Origin of the sequence: Crocosphaera chwakensis CCY0110 (assembly GCF_000169335.1) — a bacterium.
Classification (GTDB): domain Bacteria; phylum Cyanobacteriota; class Cyanobacteriia; order Cyanobacteriales; family Microcystaceae; genus Crocosphaera; species Crocosphaera chwakensis.
Map to the genome: position 1 here is coordinate 1 of NZ_AAXW01000138.1, position 1,958 is coordinate 1,958.

Annotated in this window: 4 protein-coding genes; all 4 read right to left on the minus strand. The window is 35.2% G+C overall.

Features of this window, described 5'->3' with window-relative positions:
* Positions 1-94: 94 nt before the first annotated feature.
* Entirely contained in the window at positions 95-460 is a 366-nt protein-coding gene (locus tag CY0110_RS27590) for a hypothetical protein (RefSeq protein WP_008278969.1), read from the minus strand.
* A gap of 67 nt (positions 461-527) precedes the next feature.
* The gene (locus CY0110_RS27595; RefSeq protein WP_008278970.1) at positions 528-1,346 is read right to left on the minus strand and encodes a hypothetical protein; all 819 of its coding nucleotides are present in this window, start codon (positions 1,344-1,346) and stop codon (positions 528-530) included.
* A 12-nt stretch (positions 1,347-1,358) separates the two neighbouring features.
* A complete protein-coding gene (locus CY0110_RS29670; protein WP_008278971.1) occupies positions 1,359-1,697 on the minus strand; it encodes a hypothetical protein in 339 nt (112 codons plus the stop codon).
* Between the two features lie 67 nt (positions 1,698-1,764).
* Positions 1,765-1,958, minus strand: a 194-nt coding sequence (locus CY0110_RS30265; protein WP_008278972.1) for a protein rep, incomplete at its 5' end; no start/stop codon positions are given.

Below are 1,958 nucleotides of genomic sequence, written 5' to 3' on the forward strand. Positions count from 1 at the left end.
GAGTTGCGACCATCAAAAAATAATGCTTCAGCTTTCTACCATGATAGCTATAGAACGAGATGATCTGGTTTATCGCTAGCTAAACCTTTACTACTTAAACTAATTTCTTTAACAATAGCTTCACTAAAGTAAACGGTAGTTCACCTTGTAAACTACTAGATGGTTCTTTGGTTTCATTAGGTAGTTTACTATTAGTCTTATATTGGTTCACTAAACCATTAATCTGTTCTTTTAACTCTTTAATCTCACTCTCTATCTTTTCTACTCTATTTAAAGTAACACCTCCTATAGTAACCCCTTCTCTAATATCTTTTATAGTCTCTTCTAACCCAAAATACTCGGCTAGTAATACCGTTCCTGCTTGAGACATTGATAAGCCAGATTGGTCTTTATACTCTATGAAGCGATCATATATATGTTGCGGAACATACAATGATATTTTAGGATTCTCTGTAGGCATAATAGTAAACCACTATGTAAACTACTTATAATTTATCATAGTGGTTTACTAAAAATCTACTTTAAGATTACTTTAATTTCTTTAATACATCAGCAAATTTCTTAGAGGCAAAAAACAAAGCATGGTCATGAGCATCCCCAAGATCATCAACAAACAATTCAACTACTTGATTTTCACAATAAGCTACCGCTCTTAACCCTTCTTCTTCTGATATATAGTTACGAGCTATTATCTTAGTTCCTTCTACAACTTCCCAGTATTGCTTCATTTCTCTTGCCGTTTTTCCAAAAAGTCTTTCATAAATATAGTTAGTCCAATTAGCATAATCATATCCTTCACAGCCCTGTTCTTTAAGGAAATCAGTGTATTTATTACGTTTAATTTTACCCTCTAATCTAGCCATCATCCATTTAGAGACACTACGACTATCTCGTTTCGTATAAACTCCCTTAAGAGCTACATAAGCTTCTGCATAAAGCCCCTTGGTAGCAAACCACGTGAGAAAATCTATAAGCTTGTCTTTAGTTCCTTTTGAAATTTTCCCTGGTTTTTTAAGAACATCCCCTACAATAGCTACCCAATCAGAAACTTCAGCAACTTGATAGATATTATTATCTAATCCAGAGATTTGCATGACCTTAAAAGTATTGCCTGATGGGAGTTTCAAGAGATTTTGGTCATTATTTGCATCACCCTGAAACCAGCGAGATATCGTAGATTGAGGTAAACCAGTATATTTTTCAGCAATACCAAAACCAAAGCCCAATGAGGGTTGATCTTTTCCCAAACCATCAGGATCTATAACTATAACGTCAAATTCTCTATTTTCATAAGTAATAGTAACTCTTTGACCCTTTTTAACCTTAATATTCTCCAAATCAGACATAAATACCTCTTTTTAAGTTTTTAAGAATGATCGCCTAACAAGATCGGCAAGACGTGAAGGCTCAATCTGATAACCCTTAAGCATCAAATCACTTAACCTCACACCAACCTGACCAGACACAGAAACCAAGGAAATCCCTGTTAGATCAATAACTTTAGATTCTGTGTCATAATCTATATTAGCTGTTTCTTTAATCTCAGATTGAGAAATTACTGTTTCACCCTCATCTAATTTCTTGGCCAACTCTAAAAGCTGATCAGCTAACTCAACAGGAACACGAATAGTTTTAGTCTTCCCATGTTTCCACTTAAACTTATTACCTGCACCTTCACGTTTACCACCTCTAGACATAATTACCTCGCTATTATATAAACTACTTACAGTTTACCAGTAAACTACTAAGTAAACTATAATAAATCTACTCACGGTTTACTTGCCTGTATCGTTTCTCAGATCGCCTCCATCCAAAATAGAGATGACCCTGATCCTCTTCATCCTCATCATCTTTTCCGATTAGATCCTCTGGTTCCTTTTCTAACTCCTTAAAGTAATCCCGAAAAATACCTGCAACGGCCACCGCCCTAGTCTTGTGCATTTGGGTGACTAACTCAG

Coding starts and splice junctions, on each gene's coding strand:
- CY0110_RS27590 (WP_008278969.1), bottom strand. CDS start 460: ATGCCTACAGAGAATCCTAAAATATCATTGTATGTTCCGCAACATATA.
- CY0110_RS27595 (WP_008278970.1), bottom strand. CDS start 1,346: ATGTCTGATTTGGAGAATATTAAGGTTAAAAAGGGTCAAAGAGTTACT.
- CY0110_RS29670 (WP_008278971.1), bottom strand. CDS start 1,697: ATGTCTAGAGGTGGTAAACGTGAAGGTGCAGGTAATAAGTTTAAGTGG.